The sequence below is a fragment of the Oceanicaulis sp. genome (assembly GCA_040112665.1).
In the GTDB taxonomy this organism is placed as follows: domain Bacteria; phylum Pseudomonadota; class Alphaproteobacteria; order Caulobacterales; family Maricaulaceae; genus Oceanicaulis.
This window is the reverse complement of record CP157796.1, coordinates 2,125,811-2,149,107: the sequence shown is the minus strand read 5'-3', so window position 1 is coordinate 2,149,107 and position 23,297 is coordinate 2,125,811. Positions and strand designations below refer to the sequence as shown.

23 protein-coding genes are annotated in these 23,297 nt (G+C 69.1%); 4 read left to right on the top strand and 19 right to left on the bottom strand.

The features are described from left to right. Positions 1–35: 35 nt before the first annotated feature. Genes ABL308_10485 through ABL308_10465 form a run of 5 tightly spaced genes read right to left on the bottom strand, consistent with a single transcriptional unit; the run spans position 36 to position 4,796 of the window. Positions 36–683 (bottom strand): ABC-type transport auxiliary lipoprotein family protein, encoded by a 648-nt coding sequence (locus ABL308_10485; protein XBQ15384.1) that lies wholly within the window; start codon positions 681–683, stop codon positions 36–38. Next, positions 680–1,636, bottom strand: coding sequence for an MlaD family protein (locus ABL308_10480; protein XBQ15383.1), 957 nt, complete (start codon positions 1,634–1,636; stop codon positions 680–682). The genes ABL308_10485 and ABL308_10480 overlap by 4 nt, the downstream gene beginning before the upstream one ends. 1 nt (position 1,637) lies before the next feature. Continuing rightward, positions 1,638–2,429 (bottom strand): ABC transporter ATP-binding protein, encoded by a 792-nt coding sequence (locus ABL308_10475; protein ID XBQ15382.1) that lies wholly within the window; start codon positions 2,427–2,429, stop codon positions 1,638–1,640. Then, a complete protein-coding gene (locus ABL308_10470; GenBank protein ID XBQ15381.1) occupies positions 2,426–3,580 on the bottom strand; it encodes an ABC transporter permease in 1,155 nt (384 codons plus the stop codon). Before ABL308_10470 ends, ABL308_10475 begins: the two co-directional genes overlap by 4 nt. Before the next feature lie 19 nt (positions 3,581–3,599). After that, the gene (locus tag ABL308_10465; protein XBQ15380.1) at positions 3,600–4,796 is read right to left on the bottom strand and encodes an MFS transporter; all 1,197 of its coding nucleotides are present in this window, start codon (positions 4,794–4,796) and stop codon (positions 3,600–3,602) included. 98 nt (positions 4,797–4,894) lie between these two features. Between ABL308_10465 and ABL308_10460 the strand changes: the two genes are divergently transcribed. Genes ABL308_10460 through ABL308_10450 form a run of 3 tightly spaced genes read left to right on the top strand, consistent with a single transcriptional unit; the run spans position 4,895 to position 7,982 of the window. Beyond that, positions 4,895–6,166, top strand: a complete 1,272-nt coding sequence (locus ABL308_10460) for a glycosyltransferase family 4 protein (GenBank protein XBQ15379.1) — start codon at positions 4,895–4,897, stop codon at positions 6,164–6,166. Beyond that, positions 6,163–6,888 (top strand): methyltransferase domain-containing protein, encoded by a 726-nt coding sequence (locus ABL308_10455; protein XBQ15378.1) that lies wholly within the window; start codon positions 6,163–6,165, stop codon positions 6,886–6,888. Before ABL308_10460 ends, ABL308_10455 begins: the two co-directional genes overlap by 4 nt. Beyond that, a complete protein-coding gene (locus ABL308_10450) occupies positions 6,885–7,982 on the top strand; it encodes a hypothetical protein (GenBank protein ID XBQ15377.1) in 1,098 nt (365 codons plus the stop codon). Before ABL308_10455 ends, ABL308_10450 begins: the two co-directional genes overlap by 4 nt. Here ABL308_10450 and ABL308_10445 read toward each other — a convergent pair. Next, the gene (locus ABL308_10445; GenBank protein XBQ15376.1) at positions 7,951–8,583 is read right to left on the bottom strand and encodes a class I SAM-dependent methyltransferase; all 633 of its coding nucleotides are present in this window, start codon (positions 8,581–8,583) and stop codon (positions 7,951–7,953) included. The two genes, ABL308_10450 and ABL308_10445, sit on opposite strands and share 32 nt — an antisense overlap. Positions 8,584–8,585: 2 nt before the next feature. After that, the gene (locus ABL308_10440) at positions 8,586–9,227 is read right to left on the bottom strand and encodes a hypothetical protein (protein XBQ15375.1); all 642 of its coding nucleotides are present in this window, start codon (positions 9,225–9,227) and stop codon (positions 8,586–8,588) included. Positions 9,228–9,362: 135 nt separating this feature from the next. Here ABL308_10440 and pip point away from each other — a divergent pair, with 135 nt between their 5' ends. Continuing rightward, positions 9,363–10,334, top strand: coding sequence for a prolyl aminopeptidase (gene pip / locus ABL308_10435; GenBank protein ID XBQ15374.1), 972 nt, complete (start codon positions 9,363–9,365; stop codon positions 10,332–10,334). Between the two features lie 399 nt (positions 10,335–10,733). On the opposite strand, the gene ABL308_10430 is transcribed toward pip, so the two are convergent. The 12 genes from ABL308_10430 to hflC form a co-directional block, all read right to left on the bottom strand. Then, entirely contained in the window at positions 10,734–12,101 is a 1,368-nt protein-coding gene (locus tag ABL308_10430; protein ID XBQ15373.1) for a sodium-dependent transporter, read from the bottom strand. Positions 12,102–12,232: 131 nt separating this feature from the next. After that, positions 12,233–13,378 (bottom strand): rod shape-determining protein RodA, encoded by a 1,146-nt coding sequence (gene rodA, locus ABL308_10425; GenBank protein ID XBQ15372.1) that lies wholly within the window; start codon positions 13,376–13,378, stop codon positions 12,233–12,235. Between the two features lie 3 nt (positions 13,379–13,381). After that, positions 13,382–15,262: a penicillin-binding protein 2 gene (gene mrdA, locus ABL308_10420; GenBank protein XBQ15371.1), complete on the bottom strand. Its 1,881-nt coding sequence runs from the start codon at positions 15,260–15,262 to the stop codon at positions 13,382–13,384. A gap of 45 nt (positions 15,263–15,307) precedes the next feature. Beyond that, on the bottom strand, positions 15,308–15,817 hold the full coding sequence (locus ABL308_10415) for a rod shape-determining protein MreD (protein ID XBQ15370.1): 510 nt from the start codon (positions 15,815–15,817) through the stop codon (positions 15,308–15,310). Beyond that, complete coding sequence (gene mreC, locus ABL308_10410; GenBank protein ID XBQ15369.1) at positions 15,817–16,758, bottom strand: rod shape-determining protein MreC; 942 nt, start codon at positions 16,756–16,758, stop codon at positions 15,817–15,819. Before mreC ends, ABL308_10415 begins: the two co-directional genes overlap by 1 nt. Before the next feature lie 29 nt (positions 16,759–16,787). Then, a complete protein-coding gene (locus tag ABL308_10405) occupies positions 16,788–17,828 on the bottom strand; it encodes a rod shape-determining protein (GenBank protein XBQ15368.1) in 1,041 nt (346 codons plus the stop codon). A gap of 60 nt (positions 17,829–17,888) precedes the next feature. Then, positions 17,889–18,698 (bottom strand): TVP38/TMEM64 family protein, encoded by an 810-nt coding sequence (locus ABL308_10400; protein XBQ15367.1) that lies wholly within the window; start codon positions 18,696–18,698, stop codon positions 17,889–17,891. 67 nt (positions 18,699–18,765) lie between these two features. Continuing rightward, on the bottom strand, positions 18,766–19,779 hold the full coding sequence (ilvC, locus tag ABL308_10395) for a ketol-acid reductoisomerase (GenBank protein ID XBQ15366.1): 1,014 nt from the start codon (positions 19,777–19,779) through the stop codon (positions 18,766–18,768). Next, complete coding sequence (miaA, locus tag ABL308_10390) at positions 19,779–20,729, bottom strand: tRNA (adenosine(37)-N6)-dimethylallyltransferase MiaA (GenBank protein ID XBQ15365.1); 951 nt, start codon at positions 20,727–20,729, stop codon at positions 19,779–19,781. Before miaA ends, ilvC begins: the two co-directional genes overlap by 1 nt. 8 nt (positions 20,730–20,737) lie before the next feature. After that, on the bottom strand, positions 20,738–22,135 hold the full coding sequence (locus tag ABL308_10385) for a Do family serine endopeptidase (GenBank protein XBQ15364.1): 1,398 nt from the start codon (positions 22,133–22,135) through the stop codon (positions 20,738–20,740). 82 nt (positions 22,136–22,217) lie between these two features. Beyond that, positions 22,218–22,382: a DUF2065 domain-containing protein gene (locus ABL308_10380; protein ID XBQ17732.1), complete on the bottom strand. Its 165-nt coding sequence runs from the start codon at positions 22,380–22,382 to the stop codon at positions 22,218–22,220. A 28-nt stretch (positions 22,383–22,410) separates the two neighbouring features. Beyond that, positions 22,411–23,295: a protease modulator HflC gene (gene hflC / locus ABL308_10375; GenBank protein XBQ15363.1), complete on the bottom strand. Its 885-nt coding sequence runs from the start codon at positions 23,293–23,295 to the stop codon at positions 22,411–22,413. Positions 23,296–23,297 lie beyond the last annotated feature (2 nt).

Here is a 23,297-nt window from a genome sequence, read left to right as displayed (position 1 = left end):
TACCCGTCCGCGCCGCCTGCGCAAACCACGCCTGCTCAGCCGCCGCAGGCCTCCGGCGCGCCGTCGCTGGCGCAAATCTCGGTCTGGGTCCAGTCGGCGAGTTCGCGGGCCACACTGTCGGTGACCTGGCTGAACGCAGCGACGATCGCGCCCTGGCGGTTTTCCGCGGCGCGCAGGCTTTCCTCGATCGTACCGGCGGCGACCAGCGCACGCGTGTCGCGGTCGATCAGCCGGGCGCGGAGGGCGGCGCGGACCGTCGGCGCGGCGCCCTCGCCCTGATCATAGACCGCCTCGAACCGGCGCAGTTCGAGGGCCAGTTCGTAGCGGGCGTCCACCCCGTCCTCGGCCTTGGCCGGGCCGATCAGCGGGGCTGTGGCGTGAAACCCGTCCAGCACCGCACTTTCGACGAGCTGCGGCGCGGGACCGATCCAGCGCGCCCCGGCCATGTAGGCGATCGCGTCGCCGCGCTGGATGGCGATGCGGTCGCCGGCGAGCCCGCGCGGCGCGGCGATCCGGTCGATCAGAACCGGGATGTCCTCGCCCGCTCTGGCGGGCGCGGCGTCGGTGACGGCGGTGTCGAGCCGGTAGAGCGTGGTCGGCTCGGCTTCAGGCAGAAGCGACACGCAGCCCGGCGCGGCGACCAGCGCCGCAAGGGCGGCGAGTGCTGGGATGAGACGGCTCATTGCGGCACCTCGATCTCTTCGCCCGAAGGCTGGCTTACGAAACCGGCGGGGTCCTGCTCGAGTTCGAGCACGATGCGTTCGAGCGCGGCCACAAGCGCGCGCAGATCGCGCGCCGCACCGGTGAGCGACCCCAGCCCGTCTTCGGAGAACTCCTCCAGCGCAGGGCGAATCTCGACCAGCGCGTCATAGGTCTCCCGCGAGGTGCGATCGACCTCGATGGACGCCCGGCTGACGTCTTCCGCGGCAGGGCCGGCCTGTTCGACGAAGAAGACCTCGGCGGTGGCGGTCAGGCGTTCGACGCCCTGCGCGGCCTCTGAAATATCGGTCGCGGCCCGGTCGATATTGGCGATGGCGGCGCGAAGATCGGTGATCAGCCCTTCGTCCTCGGCGAGCCGGCCGGTGATGGTCTCGATATTGTTGAGCGTGTTGGTGACGCTCTCCTGGTTCTCGTCGTTCAGGAGCCGGCCGACGCGGGCGAAGGTGAGCTGCGCGCTTTCGAGCAGCGTCTCGCCGCCCTCCACCAGCGTTTCGATCTGGGCTGCGCGCGCATAGATGCGCGGCGCGCGGTCGCCGGGCCGGCCTTCGAGCCGGGCGGCGTCCGCCGAGCCCGAGCTGACCTGGATATAGCTCAGCCCTGTCAGGCCCTGAGGTTCGAGCTGGGCGGTGGAATCCACCTTGATGGGTGTTGCGGCGTCGACCCGGATGCGCGCGATGACCTCGCCCGGATCGTCGGGGTTGAGCCCGAGATCTGTGACCTCCCCGACCTGGATGCCGTTGAAGCGCACTTCCGAGGCGGTCCTCAGCCCCCGCACCGGGCCTTCGAACACCACGTCGTATTCGCGGAACTCGCGGTCGAACGTGGTCTGGCTCAGCCACAGGAAGAAGAACAGGCCGGCCGCCGTCAGGAAGACGACGAAAAATCCGACCAGCGCGTGATGGGCTTTGGTCTCCATGTCAGGTCACCTCGCCGCGTTCGGATCCGGTTCTTAGCACGGCGCGCCCGCGCGGGCCGCCGAAATACTCCTGGATCCAGGGATGGGGGTTTCGCGTCAGCGTGTCGAGCGGCGCGTTCGCGATGATGCGCTTCTCCGCGATCACCGCGACGCGGTCGCACACCGCGTGAAGCGTGTCGAGATCGTGGGTGATCATCACCACGGTCAGACCCAGCGTCCGGCTGAGTTCGAGCAGCAGGGCGTCGAACTGGCTCGCCCCGATCGGGTCGAGGCCGGCGGTGGGCTCGTCGAGAAACAGAAGATCGGGATCGAGCGCCAGCGCGCGGGCGAGACCTGCGCGCTTCTTCATGCCGCCCGAAAGCTCGGAAGGAAATTTCGTCGCCGCCTCGTCGGGCAGTCCGGCCAGGCTGATCTTCAGCGCCGCGATCTCCTCCATGAGCGAGGCCGACATGGAGACGTGCTCTTTCAGCGGCGCCATGACGTTTTCCGCGACCGTGAGCGAAGAAAACAGCGCGCCGGCCTGAAACAACACGCCCCAGCGCCGTTCCAGCGCCTCGCGGTCGCGGCGGGTCATCTTCGAGCGCGGCTTGCCGTCGAAGAACACTTCGCCGCCGTCGAGCTGCTTGAGCCCCAGAATGGTGTTCAGAAGCACCGACTTGCCGGTGCCCGACCCGCCGACGATGCCCAGGATCTCGCCGCGCCGGACCTCCAGATCGAGCCCGTCATGGACCACATGGGTCCCGAACTGGCTCTTAAGGCCGCGCACTTCGATGACGACGTCCCGGCCGCTCATATGTCGAGCTCCAGGTACATCATGGCGAACATCGCATCGATGACGATGACCGCGAAGATCGACTGGACGACCGAGGTGGTCACACGCTGGCCGAGGCTTTCCACGTCGCCGCCGACCTTCAGCCCGTGCCGGCAGCCGATGATCGCGATGACCAGGCCGAAGACCGGCGCCTTGGACAGGCCCACCATGAAATGGGTCCAGTCCATCGTGCTCTCCATCCGCGCGATGAAGAAGGTCGGCGAAATGTCCAGCGTCGCCCAGCTGACGAGCGCGCCGCCGAACAGGCCCGCCACCATCGCCCCGAAGGTCAGAAGCGGCGCCATGATCACGCACGCGACCACGCGCGGCAGAACCAGCGCTTCATAGGGGTCGAGACCGATCACCTTCATGGCGTCGATCTCCTGCTGCATCTTCATCGAGCCGATCGCGGCGGTGAACGCGCTGTCCGATCGTCCCGCGAGCAGGATGGCGGTGATCAGAACGCCGAACTCGCGCAGCACCGAGATGCCGACGAGCTCGACGGTGAAGACCGAAGCGCCGAAGGTCTCAAGCAGGTTCGCGCCCATGAAGGCGACGACCGCGCCGATGAAGAAGCTCAGCACCGCGATGATGGGCAGCGCGTTGACGCCCGCGCTCTCCATGATGTGCACGGTCGCGGTCCAGCGGAACTTGTTGCGGCCGGTGAACAGGGCGGCCGCCGTGGTCATGGTGCGGCCGAAGAAGGCGAAGGTGTCGACGGTCTCTTTCCAGGCGTCCTCGACGCCCTGCCCGATCCGGGCCATCAGCGCCATCACCCCGCCGCTCTCGTCAGGCGCGGTCGCGCAATCGGCGAGATAGCGGCGGGTTTCCGCGATGAGGCGGCGCGCCGTCGGGTGCTCGCCGGTGAAGCGCCAGTCCGCGTCCGGGTCTTCGCAGCGCTGCAGCGTCCGGCCGAGCATGTAGGCGCCGGCGGTGTCGATGCGCTTGAGATGCGTGAGGTCGATCACCAGCGCGCCGGGATCGGTCTGCTCCTCGACGCGCTTCAGGGTCCGGTCGAACCGGCCGACGGTCTCCACCGTCCAGTCCCCGCGCGGCTCGAGAATCACCATGCCGTCCGCCTCGCGGCGGCCCAGCTCGGCCTCGCCCCTCGATGTCGCTGTTTCAGCGGTCAAATCCGTCCCCCGGGCTCGGCTATGGAGCTTCAGCGCCCTTCGCGGCGGTATTATGACGCCAGACGAGGATCAGCGCGAACGCCAGGCCCGCCGCCGCCGGCAGCGCCATCAGCGCGAACCCTGAAACGCCCAGGGCCGCATAGGCGTGCCCTGACGCCCAGGTCGCCGCGGCCAGGATGATCCCGCCCGACAGCGCGGAGTTAAGCGCCTGCGCGGTGGCGCCGTAGCGCTCTGGCGCGTTGTCGGCCGCGTAGCGCAGAAAGCCCAGATACGTCGCGCCAAAGCTGAAGGCGTGCAGCCCCTGCAGGACGAACAATAGCGGCAGAGGCGGGCCGGCCGCCAGCGCCAGCCACCTCACGATCGACGCGCCCGCGCCCAGCGCCAGAAGCCCCGCCGGTCCGATTCGCCCCGACCAGCGCGCGATCACCGAGAAGAAGACGATCTCTGCGGCCACACCGGTCGCCCAGAGCGCGCCCACCGCGCTCGACGGCACGCCCTGGGCCTGCCAGGCGATCGCGGAGAAGCCGTAGTAAAAGCCGTGCGCGCCCTGAACCAGGCCCGAGGCGGCGAAGGCGAAGGGCAGGCCGGCGCTTTTCAGCGTCGTCACAAGGTCGCGGATCGGCGCGGCCGAGCGGGACGCGCGCGCGTCGGGCGGCCTGCGGCCTTCGGGCAGCAAAAGCGCGGCGAGCACGGCCAGCCCTGCGCCGATGATCGTCCAGTAAAGCGCCGCCTCGCCGCCGAGCCAGCCGATCAGCGCGCCGCACCCCAGATTGCCCGCGATGAAGGCGGCGCTGCCGAACGCGCGCGGCGGGCCGAAGGCGAAGCGGCGGACCTTGGCCTGCCGGATCGCGAAGGCGTCGATGATCGGCACGATGCCGGTGTATGCGCCGCCCGCGAGGGCTGCGAGTGCGACGATGAGCCAGGGCTCGCTCGCGGGCACGTGCGCCAGAAAGATGAAGAACGCCGCCAGCGAAAACGCCAGCACGGCGTGACGGCGTTTCGTGACGGTGTCGGCCAGCGCGGCGCCCAGCGGCGCGGCGAAGACCCGGCCCGCCATGCCTGCGCCCGCGGCGAGGCCGATCATCTCAGGGGTCAGCTCGCGCGCCTCGAACCAGACCGGCATGTAGGGCAGATACGCGCCGAATCCGAAATAGAACGCCCCGTAGAACAGGGCGAAGCGCGCCGGGCGCGGAAGGGAGCGGAGGCGACCGATCATGGCGTGCGCGGTGTAGCGCCGAACCGGGCGGACTTAAAGCAGAGTGAACGGTGTTTGCGCTTGGTTTTCAAAAGGCGAGCCAGTAGCTTCGCGCGCCGATGACCGACGGGCGGATTCACACCGACCAGACGGGCCGGCCCCTCAGGGTGCTGGTCACGAGCTATCGCAGCCATCCCTTCGTGGGCGGGCAAGGCATCTATGTGCGTGCGCTGACCCGCGCGCTGGCCGAAGCCGGCTGCGAGGTGACGGTGGCCTCCGGCCCGCCCTATCCCGAGCTCGACACGGACATCGCGCTTCAGCGCCTGCCCTCGCTCGATCTGTTCGAGGAGAAGAACGCGCTTCTGGCTTTCAGGCCGTCCTATCTGTTTTCTCGCGCAGACCGGGCCGAATGGCTGGCGCACAACACCGGCGCCTTCGCCGAGATGAAGAGCTTCGCGCTCAGGCTCGAACGCTTCATCAAACGCGAGAAAGACCGGTTCGACGTCATTCACGACAACCAGACCCTCGCCCCGGCCATGGTGCGCATCGACCGCCGCGTGCCGGTGATCACCACGCTGCACCACCCGATCGTGCTCGACCGGACCTTCGCGGTGGCCAACGCCGGTGTCTGGTGGCGCAAGGCGCTGGCCGCGCGCTGGCATTCCTTCACCGGCATGCAGGCCAAGACCGCCCGGCGGCTGCCGCGCCATATCGCCGTCAGCGAGGCCGCGCGCGCAGGCTATGCGGCGCATTGCGGCGTCGATCCGTCCACCGTCACCGTGGCGCTGAACGGCGTCGACCACGCCGTCTTCCTGCCCGACCCGAACGTGCAGCGCGACGAGAACCATGTCGTCACGCTGGCCAGCGCGGACGTGCCGGTGAAGGGCCTCGACATCCTCATCGACGCGCTGTCGATCCTGAACAGGCGCGGCGGCGCGCCGCGTCTGACGGTCGTGGGCAAGCTGCGCGAGGGGCCGGCCAAGCGCGCGCTCGAACGCGGCGGGCTGATCGACAAGGTCCGTTTCGTGTCAGGGCTTTCCAACGAGAACCTCGCCGATCTTTTCCGTAGCGCCTCGGTCTTCGTCTCGCCCTCGCGCTTTGAAGGCTTCGGCCTGCCCGCCGCCGAGGCGATGGCCTGCGGCGCGCCGGTGATCGTGTCCTCCGGCGGCGCCCTGCCCGAAGTGGCCGGCGACGCCGGGATCGTCACGCCGGTCGAAGATTCCGTCGCTCTCGCCGACGCGCTTCAAGCCGTGCTCGCAGACCCCAGGATGCGCGCGGAGATGAGCGCGAGAAGCGCCGCGCGCGCCGCGAGCGCCTTCCGCTGGGACAAACACGCGGCGGCCTCGATCAGGCTCTACCGTCAGGCTCTGGCGGAGCGCGAGCGGACATGATGGTCACGCTCGATCTCGACGCGCTGGACCTGAAGGACGGCCAGCGCGTGCTCGACCTCGGGTGCGGCCGGGGCCGGCACAGCCATGCGCTCTACTGGCACGAGCGTGCGCTCGACGTGGTCATGCTCGACCTCAGCCTTGAAGACCTCAAGGGCGCGATCGACGGGTTTTTCGAGCTGCCCCCGCCGCCCGCAGAACCGCCGCGCAGCGCGGTCTGGACGGTGGGCGACGCCGAGCGCCTGCCGTTCGAGGACGCCAGCTTCGACGTGGTGATCTGCTCCGAAGTGCTCGAACACCTGCCCGACGTGGACGCCGCGCTCGCGGAGATCACGCGGGTGACCCGGCCCGGCGGCAAGTTCGCCTGCTCGGTGCCGCGCTTCTGGCCGGAGAAGATCTGCTGGACGCTGTCGGAAGGCTATCAGAACACGCCCGGCGGCCATGTGCGCATCTTCAGGGACGCCGAGCTGCGCGCCCAGGTCGAACGCTTCGGCTTCTCCGCCTTCAAGCGTCACTGGGCGCACGCGCTTCACAGCCCCTACTGGTGGCTGAGATGCGCGAAATGGGAGCGCCAGGAGGAAAGCCGGACCGTGGCGGCCTACCGCAAGCTTCTGGAGTGGGACCTGCTTGAAAAGCCGCGCCTCACCCGCTGGACCGAGGCGGCGCTGAACCCTGTCATGGGCAAGTCCGTCGCGCTCTATTTCGACAAGCGGAGCGCGGCATGAGCCCGCGCGCCCTCGGGGTCGACCTCGCCGCCTGCGCGGACCGGATCGAGGCGCTGCAGCGCCGTGACGGGACGATTCCCTGGATCGAGGCGGGCGTCTGGGATCCCTGGAACCACGGCGAGAGCGCGATGGCGCTGGCCGTCGCCGGCCGCAGCGCCGCCGCAGAGGCCGCGCTCGACGCTCTCGCCGATCTTCAGGAGGACGACGGCGGCTGGACCGGCGAGCTCGGCGCCGGGGTGCCGATGGACGAGACCGGCGAGTACATCGCCCCGCCTGACGTGCCCGTCACCGCGCGCGACACGAACTTCACCGGCTATGTCGCCGTCACGGTTCTGAAAACGGCCCTGGCGCTCGACGCCCCGCGGCTCATCGCGCGCCACTATGAAATGGTCGAGCGCGCGCTCGACTGGGTGGCCGCGCGCCAGTGCCCGGCCGGCGACATCGTCTGGCGCGATCCCGATCCCGACCAGCCGCTCGAGGACGTGGACTCGCTGCGCGCCGGAAACGCCTCGCTCTACAAAAGCTTCGAAGCCGGTCTTCGGATGGCCGATGCGCTGGGCAAGAAGAAGCCCGGCTGGGCCCGCGCCCGCGCCGGCATCGCCCGCGCGTTTGCGAAATCCCCCGAGCGCTTCGACCGCAAGGGCGTGGACCGCACGACCTATGCGATGGACTGGTACTACCCGGTCCTGACAGGCGCGATCAGCGGCCCTGCGGCGATCGCACGGCTGGATGCGGACTGGAACCGCTTCGTCGTCGCCGATCTGGGCTGCCGCTGCGTGGCCGACGAGCCGTGGGTGACCGCCGCGGAAACCGCAGAGCTGGCCATGGCGTGCCTGGCTGCGGGCCGGCGCGAGCAGGCCAGGACGCTCATCTCAGACCTCGCCCCGCTGGCGCGCGGCGGCGAAGGCTACTGGATGGGCTGGCAGTTCGAGCTGGGGATGATCTGGCCCAAGGAGCGTCCGGGCTGGACCGCCGGCGCGGTCGTGCTCGCCGCCGACGCGCTGTTCAATCTCAGCCCCGGCGCAGACTTTCTGATCCGCCACGCCCGGCCAGAGGCCTGGCTCAGACCCGGCGAAGCACCTCGAGCGTATTGATCCGCTCGACCGGCTCGAACAGCCCCGAGGCGACCGCGAGCTTCCAGATCTCGTAGGGCGGACGTCCGCCGTCTTTCGGATCGGGAAAGACGTCGTGAATGGCCAGGATACCGCCGCGCGCGACATGACCGGCCCAGGCGCGATAGTCCGCCAGGGCGGTCTCCATCGCATGCCCGCCGTCGATGAAGACGAAGCTCAAAGAACCGCCCCAGGCCGCCCCGATCGCCGCGCTGGGGCCCACCACAGGAACCGCATGGGCTTCGAGATCGGCGAGCGCCAGCGTGCGCCTGAGCGCGGGCAGCGTCTCCACCCGGCCGAGCTCGGCGTCGAACAGTCCGGGATCGTGATAGCCCTCGCCAGGCTGGTGCTCCTCGCTGCCGCGATGATGGTCGATGGCGAACAGAAGGCGGCCGGCGGCCTTCGCGGCGCGGCCGAGATAGACCGTGGAGCGCCCGCACCAGCTACCGATCTCGACGAACGGGCCCGGTGCGGCCTCGGCGGCTCTCAGCGCCCACGCGTGCAGCGCTTCGCCTTCGTCTTCGGCGAGAAATCCTGTGACGGTCTGGGGGTCGAGCCGGTCGCCCGGAATGTCCAGCGGCACGGTCAGCCCGTCAGATCGTGGCGGGCGGCCCAGCGGCGCTCCGCGAGCGCGTCGGCGGCCGCGGCGAGGTTCTTCTGCGCGTCGATGAGGGTTTCGAGCCGGGCGTCGAGCCCGTCGATCTCGGCGACCATGCCGACCTCTGCGAAGAAGGCCGAGGCGCGCCGCGTGGCGCCGAGCGCGCGCTCGGCGGCCGCGATGTCGCGGTCGATCGCGTCCGGGTTCAGTCCCCGGTCGAAGCCGGCCACGGCGAACGCAGAGGCGCTGAGCGCCTCGACCGCGTCAGACAGCTCGGCGAGATCCTGAAGCGCCGCCGCGTCGCCGGTGCTGGCGATATAGGTCGCGACGGGGTCGCCGGCGTCCTCGCCGCCCTCCTCTGCGCCAGCGCCGCCCAGGAGCCTGCCCAGGAAAGACCGCGCCGCCTCTCCGGCCGGAGGACGCAGCGTCCAGCCTTCGGCGTCGACACGCGTGACGACGGCGTCGGCTTCTTCGCGCAGGCTTGTCTGGATATCGAGGGCGCCGGCCAGGGCGGGGTCTTCGCCGCGCAGATCGATCGGCGCGCTGGCGCAGCCGCTCACGGCGAGCGCAAACACACCGGCGCACGCGAGCACGGAGAGTTTCAGCGTTTCAGCCGCTCGTCCCGTCAAATCGAGTTCCCTTCGCGCGAAACCGCGCACGGCGCGCCCCTCGCAGCACCGCTTTACGGCATCATAAAAAAGCATACTCTTAAGGCAATCAAATTTACTGAACATGAAGGGCCGCGAATGCGCGGTCGGTTGCTCATGGATTCTCACAGGCACGCACGCCGCCTCGGACTTTACCCGCCCATCGAACCGGCGCGGAGCGGCCACCTGCCTGTCGGCCAGGGCCACAGCCTGTACTATGAGGAATGCGGCAGGCCGGACGGCGTTCCGGTTCTGGGTCTGCACGGCGGGCCCGGCGGCGGGGCCGCGCCGGCCATGCGGCGCTTCTTCGATCCGCGCAAATACCGCATCATCCTGTTCGATCAGCGCGGCTGCGGCCGATCCCGGCCCTTCGCCTCGATCGAGGACAACACCACCGGCCGGCTGATCGAGGACATCGAAGCGCTGCGCGCCTTTTTCGGCGTCGACAAATGGGTGGTGTTCGGCGGCAGCTGGGGCGCGACGCTGGCGCTCGCTTACGCGCGCGCCTGTCCCGACCATGTCATGGCGCTGGTGCTGCGCGGGGTCTTCGCCTGCACCCGGACCGAGATCGACTGGTTCTACCGCGACGGCGCGAACCGGCTCTTCCCCGACGCCTGGTCGCGCTTCGCCGGCCGGCTCACCAGCGAGGAGCAGGAGGACGTGCTGAGCGCCTATCACCGCCGGGTGATGGTCGACGATCCCGCCGAACGCCGCGCGGACACGGTGGAGTGGGCGCGCTGGGAAAGCGCGCTGATCAGTCTTCACGCCGATCCGGACACCGCGAACCCCGAACCGCGCCGCTCGGACGCCCTGGCGCGGATGGAGACGCACTACTTCGTCAACGCCGGCTTTCTCGAGCGCGACGGGGTGCTGTTGGAAGACACCGCCCATCTCGCCGAGATCCCCGGCGCGATCGTGCAGGGCCGCTACGACATGGTCACCCCGCCCAAGACCGCCTGGGAACTGCACAAGGCCTGGCCGGGCAGCCAGCTCGACTTCGTCCACGACGCCGGCCACGCCGCCGGAGAGCCGGGCACGGTGGACGGGCTGGTGCGCGTGACGGACTTTTTCGCGCGCCGGTTTTCGTAGGCGGAAGCGTCTTTCACGTTACTGATCATCGCCAGCGGTGACCTGTTCCCTCCCCCCTTGCGGGGAGGGTGGAGCGCCAGCGTCTGCGGAATCAGGCGCTCTACGATCTTCACCCCACCCCCGCCCTTCGGGCGGACCCTCCCCATCAAGGGGAGGGAGTGACGGTTCGGCTTTACGGTCTGACGTTCCAGCAATCGCAACGCTTCACTCCCTCCCCCTCTGTGGGAAGGGTGGGCCGAGGCGGAGCCTCGGGTCGGGTGGGGGAGCGCCAGCGTCTGGAGATGCGGGTGAAGGCGGCTCAAGCGCCTTGACCTGGAGCCGCCGAGCCAAGCAACGTCCGAAACGAAAACGGCCCCGCCTTGTGAGCGGAGCCGTTCGCGTTTGAAGGCTGGCGAGCGCCTAGCCGCCCAGATCGGCGCCGCCGATCAGGGGCAGCGGGATGCCGAACGTGTCGGCGAGGCCTGCGATGATGATCAGGCCCACCGCGATCGGCGCGAGATAGCGGATGGTGAAGCGCCAGTAGGCGAAGAAGCGCGGATTGGCGTCGTCGAGCTCCTTCTGCATCAGGGCCTTGGAGACCACCCAGCCGGTGAAGAGCGCGATCAGAAGACCGCCCATCGGCAGCAGGAACTTGCCGCTGATCACATCCAGCAGGTCGAAGAAGTCGCCCGAATAGGCCGCGGCGATGCCCACCATGAAAATGATGCCGCCGAAGAACAGCGCCGAGCCGACACGGCCGAAATCGGTGTGCTCCTCGCCGAAGGCCACGATCACCTGCAGAAGCGAGATCGAGCTCGTCAGCGCGGCGATGAAGGCCAGCGCGAAGAAGGCGGTGCCGACCCACTGGCCGCCCGGCATCTGGGCGAAGGCGGCGGGCAGGGTCTGGAAGAACAGGCCCGGACCGGCGCTCGCATCGAAGCCGAAGGCGAACACGAACGGGAAGATCGCAAGGCCGGCGATGATCGCCACCATCGTGTCCGCTCCCGCGATGATGGTCGCGGACTGCGGAAGCTCGTCCTTGCGGCGCAGATACGAGCCGTAGGTGATCATGATCGCCGAGCCCACGCCGATCGAGAAGAAGGCCTGGCCCAGCGCTTCGAGCACGGTGGAGGCGGAGAACTCGCTGAAGTCCGGCGTGAAGAGGTAGCTGATCGCCGCGCCCATGTCCCCGGCGACGCCGGCGTAGACGACCATGCCGACCAGCATGATGAAGAAGAGCGGCATGAGGATCGTCACCGCCCGCTCGATCCCGTCGGTCACGCCGAAGCAGACGATGCCGATCGTGATCACCATGAACAGGCTGTGCCAGCCGATCACGGTGTTGGTGTCGCCGACCAGCGCGCCGAATTGCTGGGCGACGAGCTCGGCCTCCATGCCGGTGAACACGCCCTGGGACATCTGCCAGACATAGGCGGCGACCCAGCCGGCCACGACCGAGTAGAAGCACAGGATCAGCACGCCGCCCGCCATGCCGACCCAGCCTGCGATCGACCAGAACTCGCTGGCGCCCGCGTCGAACGCCATCTGCCGGGTCGACCCGACCGCGGACTTGCGCGCGTGCCGGCCGACGCTGAGTTCGGCGATGAGGATCGGAAACGCGATCAGGACCACGCAGAGCAGGTAGACGATGACGAAGGCCGCCCCGCCGTTCTCACCGGCGGTGTAGGGAAACCGCCAGAAATTTCCCAGGCCGACCGACGAGCCGATGGCGGCCATCAGGAAGCCGAATCGCGAATTCCAGGTGCTGTGCGCCGCAGGACCGGCCATTTGTGTCTCTCCCTCCCCCGGCGCTGCGCCCGTTGCGCGCGCCTCGTCCGCCGCATCGAAAAAGGTGCGGCGGTTTGGCGCGGAGGGTGTGTCAAAGACCGGCGAAGATCAAGAGTTCACGCCACAGGGCGCTAGCCGAACAGACCCGCCCCCTTGGGCGGCTCGGCGCCGCGATGCACGTGCGCACCCAGGATCAGCCCCAGGCCGAACAGCACCGTCATCATCACCGTGCCGCCATAGGAGATCATCGGCAGTGGCACGCCGACCACGGGCAGCAGCCCCATCACCATGCCGACATTGATGAAGACGTAGAGCGCGAAGGTCGTCGCCACGCCCATCACCACGAGCCTGAGGAAAGTCGACCGGCAGGAAGCGGCGATCATCACGCAGTTGGCCAGCACCAGCGCGTAAAGCCCCAGCACGAAAATCCCGCCGACAAAGCCGAACTCCTCGCCCAGCATGGTGAAGATGAAGTCGGTCTGTTTCTCGGGCAGGAAGTTCAGGTGCGCCTGGCTGCCCTGCATATAGCCCTTGCCCGTCGCGCCGCCCGAGCCCAGCGCGATCTTGGACTGCAGGATGTGATAACCCGCCCCCATCGGATCGCTCTCGGGATCGAGGAAGGTCATGATCCGGGCGCGCTGATAGTCCTGAAGCCCGTATTGCAAGAAGATGTTGCCGCCGATCGCGCCGAGCAGGCCGCCGCCCGCGATCACCTTCCAGCTCAGCCCCGCCATGAACACGATGGCCGCCCCGGTCGCGCCCAGAAGCAGCGAGGTGCCAAGGTCGGGCTGCATGATGATCAGCGCCATCGGCGCGGCGATCATGATCCCCGGCACGATCAGCCCGCCCAAGCTCGACACCTTCTCCTCTGGGAGGTCGTGGTAATAGCGCGCCAGAGCCAGCACGAGCGCGATCTTCATCAACTCGGAGGGCTGCATCCTGATCGGACCGATATCCAGCCAGCGCTGCGCGCCCATTGCGGTGACGCCGATCAGCTCCACCCCGACCAGCAGGATGAGCGCGCCGAGATAGGCTGGATAGGCGATCCCCATCCAGAAGCGCGGCGGGAAGAGCGCCACCACGATCATCAGCAGGACGCCGACGGAAAATCTCAGCGCATGGCGCGAGGCGTAGGGATCCCACGATCCCGCCTCCACCGAGTAGAGCATGCCCACGCCGATGCAGCCGATCAGCACGATCAGCAGTACGAAGGCCCAGTTGACCTCGTAAAGCTTCTCACGAAAGCCGCGCGGGACGGACTGGGTGAACACGCCCATCCCTCAGCCCTCCGTGCTCGGCGTGGGACCTGTCGCGATCGGCCCGACAGGCCGGGCTGACGGGTCGCGCTGAACAAGATCGCGCAGGATGTCGCGCGCAGGTCTGGCGGCTGCGGTCGACCCGCCCCCGCCGTGCTCGACCACGACCGCGACCGCATAACGCGGCGCGGCGGCTGGCGCGTAACCGATGAAAAGACCGTGGTTTCTCAGCCGCCAGGGCAGGTCTTCCTGGTCGCGCACGCCCGCTGCGCGTTCCTCTGCCGAGATCGAGTAGACCTGGGCGGTGCCGGTCTTGCCGCACATCTCCACGCCCTCGATCCCCAGCCCCCGGCCCGCATCGAGCGTCCAGTAGGACGTGCCGCCGGGTTCGTGCACGACGGCGCGCATCGCCTGATGGACCATCTCGCGATAGCGCTCGTCAAAGCCCAGGCTTTCGAACTGGTGACCTGGCTCGCGCGGGAACAGGGTCGGGGTGACCTTGCGGCCCGAGGCGACGCGCGCGGTCATGACGGCCAGCTGCAGCGGCGAGGCGAGCAGGTCGCCCTGCCCGATGCCGGTGTTGTACATGTCCCCGGTGGTCCAGGGCTGCCCGCGGCGGGCGCGTTTCCAGGCCGGGCTGGGCACCAGGCCTTCGGCGCGCTGGGGGATCGACATGCCGATGTCGAACAGCTCGCCCAGCCCGCAGGTCAGCGCCATCTGCCGCCAGCGCTCGATGCCGAGGCGCCGGGCGGCCTCGTAAAAGTATATGTCGCAGCTGGTCTTTACGGCCTCGTGATAGTTCACCCGGCCGTGGCCCTCGCGGCGCCAGCAGTGGAAGGTGCGGTTCCCGAGCCGGGTCGAGCCGTTGCAGAACACCTCTTCGGACGGGTCGAACTCGCCTTCCTGCAGCGCGGCGAGCGCAGCCATGCCCTTCACCGTGGAGGCCGGCGCGTAAAGCCCCGTGGTCGCCTTGTTGAACAGCGGCCGGTAGGGGTTGGTGTTCAGCCCGTCGAACTCCTCCTGGCCAATGCCGAGCACGAAAGAGTTCGGATCGAAGCTGGGCGAGCTGGCCAGAGCCAGGATCTCGCCGGTCTGGATGTCGAGCGCGACCGCGGCGGCGGCCTGCCCGTCGAGCGCCGCCATGGCGGCGCGCTGGGCCCGAAGATCGACCGCCAGACGCACGTCGCGCCCCGGCGTGGCGGGCACGGACTGGTCGGGCAATTCGCGGATGACCCGGCCGTAGGCGTTCACCTCGACCTTCAGCTGGCCGGCCTCGCCGCGCAGCGTGTCCTCTGCGGCGGCTTCCACGCCGGCCCGGCCGATCCTGAAGCCCGGATGCAGCAGCAGCGGATCGCCGTTCGCGCTTTCGGGCGGGGCGGACTGCACGTAGCCGGTGACATGGGCGAAGGTCTGCGGGTGGGGATAGGTCCGCACCTCGCCGACATCGGGCGTGATCCCTGAAAGTTCAGGCAGATGCAGGTTGATCCGGGTGAAGGTCTGCCAATCGAGATCCTCCGCGATCGTCACCGGCTGGAAGCGCGGCGAGCGGCGGATCTCGCGCACCAGCCGGTCGATGCGCTCCTCGGAGAGCGGCATGAAGCGCGACAGGCGTTCGAGCGCAGCGCGCGGATCGCCAGCCTGCTCGGGAATGATCATCAGCCGATAGCTGTCGCGGTTCTCCGCAATGGGCTGATCGAACCGGTCCAGAAGCCGGCCGCGCACCGGCGGCTGAAGCCGGAAATTGAACTGGTTGTCGTCAGAAAGCGTGCGGTAGCGCTCCTGCTCGAGAATCTGCAGCGAGTAGAGCCGCGCGCCGAGCCCTGCGAACACGCCGAGGCCCGCCGCGCCCATGAGAAGGGCGCGCCGGTTGAACTGGGCCTGGGCTTCCTGCTTGTCGCGCCGCATCGCGTCCGTTCCGTGCCGTCGCCGCTCAGCCTTCGCCGACCGGGGTTAAAAAAACGCCGACCGCTCCTTGCGGCGGACGAACACCCAGGCGAAGGCGGGAAACAAGAGAATGGTGAGCAGCGCCTCCGCGATCAACGCCTGAAAGCCCGCCGGGGCGCCGACCGCGGCGCTGCCCGCCGCCCAGGCGGTGACATAGGCGGCTGCAGACAGCGCGGCGAACCGCAGGGCGGCGGGGCCGACCTCGACCCCTGCGCCGTCCGCCTCGCGGTCGCGCGCAGCGGCGAAAGCGACCAGATAGGCGAGCGCCCACACGCCCAGCGGACCGCCGGTGACGAGGTCCTGAAGAAGGCCCGCGATCAGAAGCGCGATCGGCGAGACGAGCCCCGGCCGCTTGAACGACCACAGGAAAAGCACGATCAGCGGCAGATTGACGAACAGCGCGCCGTTCACCCCGATCCGGCCCGCAGCGCCCTGAATGATCAGTGCGGCGAGCGTGGTCAGCACGAAACCCACGATGCCCGGCCAGCCCGGTCCGGTGTCCAGCGGTGCGCGCATCAGCCCTCTCCCTCGGGCGCGGCGGTCGCGCTCGTTTCGGCCCCGGCGGTTTCAGGCGCCATGGGCGGAGCGACGACCGTCGCGCCGTCGTCCAGCATGGAGCCGGGCGCGGTCACAGGCTCGAACGGCCAGATCCAGACCAGATCGATCGGCGCGGCCCGATTGAACAGCGCCACCCGCCAGCGGCCGTCGCGGTCGAGCACCGCCTCGCCGACCGGCAGGCCGCGCGGCATCACGTTGTCGTCGCCCGAGGTGACGATCCGGTCGCCCTCGCGCAGGTCCGGCTCGCGCCCGAGATATTCCAGGCGCGGAAAGTCGGTGTTGTCTCCGATCAGCAGAGCCCGCGCGTTGGACCGGTCCGCCATCACCGCGACGCGGCTGTTGAAGTCGGTGAGCAGCAGGATCCGCGCGCTGTCCTCGCCGACATCGACCGTCCGTCCGATCAGGCCGTAGAGATTGACCGCCGGATAGCCCGGCGCGACCCCGGCCCGGCGGCCTGCGCCGATCAGCCGCGAGCGCACGAAGTCTGTGGACTGGTCGGCCACCGTCCAGGCGGTGATCCGCTCGCCCATCTCGGGGCCCTGCAGGTTCAGAAGCTCGGCGTAGCGGGCGTTACGTTCCTGCAGCGACAGCGCGACGTCGCGCCAGGAGCGCAGCTCGGCGAGCTGCAGCTGCAGCGCCCGGTTTTCCTCCGCCAGCGCCAGCTGGCGGCGCCACCAGGGCCCCATGTTCGTGAACCCGGTCACCGGACGGCCGGCGAGTTCGAGCAGCGGCAAAGCGGCGTCGTTGAAGGCTGCGCGCGCCGCGCTCAGCGGCTCGACGCGGTCGGAGGGGCGGTCGAGCCAGAGCAGCGCCGCTGCGAACAGCACGCAGAAGCCGAACAGCGGCAGGGGAAATCTGACGCCCTCGTCCTGATGTCGCCGGCCCGGTCTCAGCGCCAAGGTCGCATGGTCTCCCTAGGAGGCCGCGGCTAGACCGCCTCGGCGAGGATGGGCCGCCACAGGCGGAGGTTCTCGACCGCCTTGCCGCAGCCAAGCACGACGCAGGACAGCGGCTCGTCAGCGAGGCTCACCGGAAGGCCGGTGCGGTCGCGCAGCTCGGTGTCGAGATTGCGCAGAAGCGCCCCGCCGCCGGTCAGCACGATGCCCTTGTCGACGATGTCCGCGGCAAGTTCGGGCGGGGTGGCTTCGAGGGCCTGCTTGACCGCCTCGACGATCTGCTCGACCGGCTCTGACAGCGCGTCGGCGATCATCGCCTCGGTGACGACGATCTCGCGCGGCACGCCGTTCATCAGGTCGCGCCCCTTGATCTCCAGCGTCAGCCCCTCGCCCTTGGGCGGCGGGGTGGCCGAGCCGATCTCCTTCTTGATGCGCTCGGCGCTGGTCTCGCCGATCAGAAGGTTCGCCGAGCGGCGGATATAGTTGATGATCGCTTCGTCCATCTTGTCGCCGCCGACCCGGACCGAGCGCGAATAGACGATGCCCGACAGGGACATGACCGCGACTTCGGTGGTGCCGCCGCCGATATCGACGATCATCGAGCCGGTCGGCTCGTCGATGGGCAGCCCGGCGCCGACCGCGGCGGCCATGGGCTCGTCGATCAGATAGACCTTTCGCGCACCGGCGTGAGCGGCGCTTTCGTGGATCGCGCGGCGCTCCACCGCCGTGGCGCCCGAGGGCACGCAGATCACGACCTGCGGGCTGACGAAGGTCTGCCGGTTATGCACCTTGCGGATGAAGTGCTTGATCATCTCCTCGGCGACGTCGAAGTCGGCGATGACGCCGTCGCGCATGGGACGGATCGCCTCGACGTTTCCGGGGGTCTTGCCGAGCATCAGCTTGGCTTCCGCGCCGACCGCCTGGACCTGCTTGCGGCCCTTCTCGATCTTGAAGGCCACCACCGACGGCTCGTTCAGCACCACGCCGCGGCCCTTCACGTACACGAGCGTGTTCGCGGTCCCCAGGTCGATGGCGATGTCAGCGGAGAGGAGCCCGAACACGCTTGAGAACATGCGCTATCCCGTTTCATGCGGCCGCCCGCCGGCGACTCTCGTGCCGACAGGATTTAATTTTCAAGTGTGTCCCTTGTGCGACGGCGCGTCATCGATTGCAAGCCGCCCTGCTTCCTCACGCTCAGCCTCCTCGGCGTGTTCCGCCTCGGCCGCAGCGACCTCGGCGCCCACGGGGCCCTCGTCGCTGCGCAGAAGCCTTCTGGCGAAGAGCATGAAGCCCACCCAGGCGGCGGCCGCCGCGGCGAGCGCCAGACCTGCCTGCCAGCCGCCTCCGGCGAACAGCGCCATCAGCGAGCCGCCGAAAAAGGCGATGACGGCGGATTTGGGAATCACCCCGACGCCGAGCCCGGCGACGAACGGCAAATATCCCATTCTCGAGACGCCGGCGGCCATGTTGACCACGATGAAGGGCGCGCTGGGGACGATCCGTACGATGAGGCTCGCCCAGAACCCGTTCCGGCCGACGAAATGGGAGATGCGATTCACCGTCTTGCCGCCGTACTTGCGCACGGTCTCCGCGCCGAGGAACCGGCCGAGCCAGAAATCGACCGTCGCCGAGACCACCGTGGCGATCCAGGAATAGATGAACCCCTGCACCGGTCCGAACGCGAACACCGCCGCGCCGATCAGGGCGAACTGAGGCGCGCCCACGAACGCGAGCACGGTGAAGAGCAGGATCGTGGCGGGCAGCGCGTACCAGGCGCCGGCCGCGCTTTCGAACCAGGCCTGAACCGAGCTCGGCTCGATATCGAGCACGAAGCGACCGACGACGAACAGCGCCGCGACTAGGCCGAAAAGCGCCAGCGTGATCCACACCGCGCGGGCCGCGCGGCTGTCCAGCCGGTTGATGAAACGAAGAAGCGCGTCCATGAGCGAACTTTAACCGAATAAATCCCCGCCGCAGCCTCGCAAGAACCGGGCCGCCGAAGCGCGCGCTTTAGCGCGCCGATTGCGGCGTTTGAAGGGCGGGCGGCGCCCCCGCGCCGCGCACCTTTTCGCCCGCCGCCTCCAGCGGATGCGTCCTCGCCTTTTCCCGCGCCTTGTGAAGACCCGCCCGGCCGTTCTCGTAATCCGCCACCCAACGCCGTGCGAAATCTCCCGCCGTCACGTCCTTCACGATCGCCTCGAAGACCGGGCGGACCGCTTCGCGGATCGGACCCTCGACCTCGTGCGCGCCGAACTCGGCGGTGTCGGAGATCGCCGCGTACATGCCGTGCACGCCGCGCTCATGGATGAGGTCGGCTATGTATTTGAGCTCGTGAACCGTATCGAGATAGGCCATCTCGGGATTTATGCCGGCTTTGGTCAGCTGCTCGAACCCTTCGCGGGCGAGCGCACACATGCCGCCGACCAGCACCGCCTGCTCGCCGAGAATGTCGCTGAGCGCCTCTTCTCGGAAGCTCGTTTCGAACACTCCGGCCCGGCCGCAGCCCAGCGCCTTGAGATACGCCTTGGCGATCTTCTCGGCCTCACCGCTCGCATCCTGATGCACGCCCCAGAACCCGACGAGGCCGCCGCCCTTCTCAAAGCTCGACCGCACCGCGCCGCCCGGCCCCTTGGCGGCGGCGAGGATGATGTCCACGTCCGGCTCCGGTTCGATCAGCCCGTAATCGATGGAGAAGCCGTGGCAGAAGATCAGCGCCTGGCCCGGTTTGCGGTTGGGGCGGATCTTGGTCTCCCATATCTCCTTGTGCGCTTCGTCGGCGGCGAGGATGGAGAGCACGTCGGCGCGCTGCGCGGCGTCTTCGATGGCGACCGGCTCGAACCCGTCGGCCTGCGCGCGGTCGGCCGAGGCGGAGCCCGTCCTCAGCGCGACCATGACCTCGCCCGCGCCGCTGTCCTTGAGGCACAGGGCGTGCGAGCGGCCGTGATTGCCGTAGCCGATGATCGCGACCGACCGGTCAGCGATCGGCTTGAGATCAAGATCGGCGTCGTAAAGCGGCGCGGCCATCAAAGCGCTCCGAAGCGGCGGGACAGAAGGCGGCCAAGCTCGGCGCGCTGGGCCTGGGGGTCAAGGCTTTCCACCCGGTCCCAGTCCGGATGCTGATTGGAGAACCAGGTGAACTGACGCTTGGCGTAGCGCCGGGAGTCCCGCTTGGCGGTCTCGATCGCGGTCTGAAGGTCGGTCTCGCCCCGCAAGTGCGCCAGCAGCGGCGGCAGTCCGACCGCCTTCATCGCGGGCAGGTCAGGATCGAGCTCGCGCGCGGCGATCGCACGGGCCTCGTCGAGCGCGCCCGCCTCGATCATGTGTTCGAAGCGCGCCTCGATCCGGGCGTAGAGCCCTTCCCGCGGCGGCTGGACGACGACCCCGGCGACTCTCGCAGGATCGAAGAGCGGCGTGGTGTCTGTGTGAAGCTCGGACAGAGGCCGCCCCGCCGCGCGCGCCACCGCGATCACCCGCATGAGCCTTTGCCTGTCGCCCGCCGCAATGCGCGCGGCTGAAACCGGATCAAGCCTTTCGGCTTCCGCGCGCAAGGCTTCGAGCCCGCCTTTCCGGAAAAGGGCGGCGACCCCGGCGTTCACCGCATCGGGGATGTCCGGCGCAGGGGCGAGCCCGTCGAGCAGCGCCTTGAAATAGAGCCCCGTCCCGCCAGTGAGGATCGCGATCCTCCCGCGGCCCGTGATCGCTTCGATCGCATTGAGCGCCAGCGACGCCCAGCGCCCGACCGAGCAGCGCTCGGCCGGATCGATCACGCCGAACAGGTGATGGGGCGCGGCCGCGCGTTCTTCGGCCGAGGGCTGGGCGGACAGGATCGGCAGGCCCTCATAGACCTGCATGGAGTCCGCGTTGACGATCTCCCCGCCGAGACGCTGCGCGGCGTGCAGCGACAGCGCGGTCTTGCCGCTCGCCGTCGGCCCGCCGAGCAGGAGGATGTCGGGCCGCGCCGCGTGCTCAGCCACCGGCCCGCCTATCCCCGCAGCGTATGCAGCACGTACTGACCCTGACGATTGAGGCTGAACAGCACCGGACCGCCGCCGGCCGCCTCGACGATGTCGCGCGCCTCCTGCACCGTTGCGACCGGGGTCCAGGCGATCTCCTCGATCACGTCACCGGGGCGGACCTTGCCCGCCGCGTCGCTGTCGGGATCGACTTCGGTGACCACCAGGCCTTCGGCGCCGGGATGCACCCGGAAGCGGCGGCGCAGCGACTCCGTCAGCGGCTCCACCGTGAGGCCGAACAGAGAGCGTGAGGCGGCGGGCGAGGCCGCGCCTTCCTGCGCCTCGGCGCCCGCCGGGGCGCGCGGCCGGGCTTCGCCCTCGTCGAGCCGTTCGATAGTCACCGCGACCGTAACCGGTTCGCCGCGGCGGAAGACTTCGATGTCCACGCGCGTTCCCGGCTCGGTCTCGGCCACGATGCGCGGCAGGGCGCGGTCGTCGGCCACCGCCCGGCCGCCGAACGCCAGAACGACGTCGCCGGTTTGCAGACCGGAGTCCGCCGCCGGGCCCTCGGGGTCGATCCGCGTAATCACTGCACCGCGGGCCGCCGACAGGCCCATCGCGGTCGCCATGTCCGGGGTGACCGGCTGCACGTTCACGCCCAGCCAGCCGCGGCGGGTCTCGCCGAACTCGATGAGCTGGGCGACGACCGGCTGCGCGACGGCGCTGGGTACGGAAAAGGAGATCCCGACGCTGGCGCCGGTGGGCGAGAAGATCGCCGTGTTCACGCCGACCACCTCGCCGTCCATGTTGAACAGCGGGCCGCCGGAATTGCCCCGGTTGATGGCGACGTCGCTCTGAAGATAGTCGTCATAGCGCCCGCCGATCTCCCGGCCTCGGGCGGAGATGACGCCGGCCGATAGAGAGCCGCCCAGGCCGAACGGGTTGCCGATCGCCACGACCCAGTCGCCGACCCGCGACGCGTCGCTGTCGCCCCACTCCACGAAGGGCAGGCCCTCGCCCGCGTCCACGCGCAGCACGGCCAGATCGGTCGCCGGGTCTCGTCCGATGACTTCCGCAGGCAGGACGCGGCCGTCCTGCAGCACCACCTCGACCTCGTCGGCTTCGTCGATGACGTGATTGTTGGTCACCACCAGCCCGTCGGGATCGATCACGAAGCCCGAGCCCAGCGAGCGCGCCATGCGCGGCCCCTCGCCCAGAAGGTCGTTGAAACGCTCCAGCGGCGAGCCGGGCGGGAAGACCGGCATGCCGTCCTCTTCGCCGATGCGCTGGGCGGTGGCGATATTGACCACCGCCGGGCTCAGCCGGTCGTTGAGATCGGCGAAGCCTTCATTGGGCTGGGCGAACGCGGAAGCCGGGGCGAGCCAGCTGATCGCGGCGAGAACGAGCGCGGCGGCGAAAAGGCGCATGAGCGGCTCCGGACGCTATGGAAACTTATGAACGAATCTCTAACACGGCCGCGATGCGGCGCGCCACGCCCGCAGGTGCAGCTCAGCCGCGCACCAGCCAGACGATTCCAACCCCGATCGTCATCGCGATCAGCCCTGCAATACGCAGACGGCCGGGCTCAGAGAGCCCGGCCGCCGCTGCGATACGCTTCATGGTCTCAGGGATGGCGGCGTAGAGCGCGCCTTCGAGGGCGAGCGCCACGCCGATCCCGAGCAGCAGAAGTTCGGCCACGGCCCTAGTTCCTGCCGGCCTCCGAACGGAAGTACTCGAAGAACTCGCTGTCGGGCGGGATCACGATGGGCGTGCCGTCGCGCAGCGCGTTCTCGTAGGCCAGCATCGAGCGGTAGAACTGGAAGAACTCCCGGTCCTGGCCGTAGGCGGCGGCGTAGATCCGGTTGCGCTGGGCGTCGCCTTCACCGCGGATGCGGTCGGCTTCGGCGCGCGCATTGGCCAGGATCACCGTCGCTTCCCGGTCGGCGGAGGCGCGGATCTCGCGGGCCCGCTCCTCGCCCTCGGCGCGGATCAGCGAGGCCTGCTGCTCACGCTCGGACCGCATGCGCTGGAAGACCCGCTCCTCGACGTCGTCGGGCAGATCGGCGCGCAGGATACGCACGTCGATGATCTCGAGCCCCAGATCGGCGCGGCGGGTCGCCGCGGCGACGCTGGCCTCCACCCGATCCATCAGCTCGGCGCGCTGGCCGGAGATCACGTCCTGGGACGGGATCGAGCCGACAACGGCGCGCAGCGCGTCTTCCATGATCGTCGCCAGGCGCAGCTCCGCGCCGGCCTCGGTGCGGACGGTCTGGAAGAAGCGCAGCGGATCGATCACGCGGTAGCGCAGGAAGGCGTCCACTTCGAGCCGCTCCTGGTCGCCGGCCTGGATCTGACGGGGCCGCATGTCGAACTCGACATTGCGCTTGTCGAAATGCAGCACCTCTTCCCAGGGCAGCTTGAAGTGCAGGCCCGGATCCTCGTCGCCGACCTCGTTGGTCACACGGACCGGATCGCCGAAACGCAGCACCAGGGCGGACTGGGTCTCGCTGACCGTATAGGTCGCGGTCAGGAAGACGATCACGGCTGCGGCGACGATGACGCCGCCGATGATGGTGAGGAATCTCATGG